At 56.6% G+C, this 830-nt stretch carries 1 protein-coding gene; it reads right to left on the reverse strand.

The annotated features are described in order from the left end of the window. Positions 1 to 90: 90 nt before the first annotated feature. Positions 91 to 624: an REP-associated tyrosine transposase gene (locus V7773_RS30235; protein WP_072347979.1), complete on the reverse strand. Its 534-nt coding sequence runs from the start codon at positions 622 to 624 to the stop codon at positions 91 to 93. Positions 625 to 830: the final 206 nt, after the last annotated feature.

An 830-nucleotide genomic window follows, 5' to 3' on the forward strand; every position in this document is an offset into this window, starting at 1 on the left:
CGAGCAAGTTGCGGAGGCTGTGGAAGATCGTTCCTCACGCTCCGCGAGGGAATGCCGCCAGGGACGCTCCGCGTTCCAACTTCACAGCGGTCAATACCATCGCTGAATCTCAATCAACCCCTCCATCCCCGCATAATTGCGTGCACTGGAGTAGCGCCAATGCTCCGGTAACTCCACATACCCGCGCTTCACTGGGTTGAAATGGATGTAATCCAGTTTCTGGCGCATTACCGCTTCGCTATAGATTTGCTCCGCATGTGAGCCTTCTTGCCAGAGCTGATAGACCCTGTCCTGCTTATGCGCTCGCTTGCTGAACCGCAGGCGTTGCAATGCTCGCTCAGCGCCCTTGCTCTGTAGGTCGTTGATGATCTGGCGCGCCGTAAAGGATTTGAACTGACACAAGCACTTGCTCAGATTCGGCGCTTGGGCAACGAAATGCAGATGGTTTTCCAGAACGACATAACCGAACAACTGCAAGTTTTGATGGGTTTGCTGATAGCGCCAGCACCCGAGCAGGTGATCAACGAGATAGGGCCGTATGAACAGTGGCAACCATTCCATCAATGTGCAGGTGAGAAAGTGGGGTTTTTCCGGTTCGGTGATGACGTAGCGGCTCCGGCCCATGGGATGCCTTCCTTTGCGGCGAGGGGAATGACTATGCTGCCGGTTTCGAGGCGCTTGAGGATAGACGAACAGGGCTCGGAGCACGTGGGAAGGGTCGGTAAACCCTCGATGATCGTTCCCGCGCTCTGCGTGGGAATGCAGCCCGGGACGCTCTGCGTCCCCTTCAAGAGCCGAACGCAGAGCGTCCGTAGAAGCATTCCCACGCG

The organism is Pseudomonas sp. 3JA (genome assembly GCF_036961705.1).
Taxonomy (GTDB): domain Bacteria; phylum Pseudomonadota; class Gammaproteobacteria; order Pseudomonadales; family Pseudomonadaceae; genus Aquipseudomonas; species Aquipseudomonas fluorescens_Q.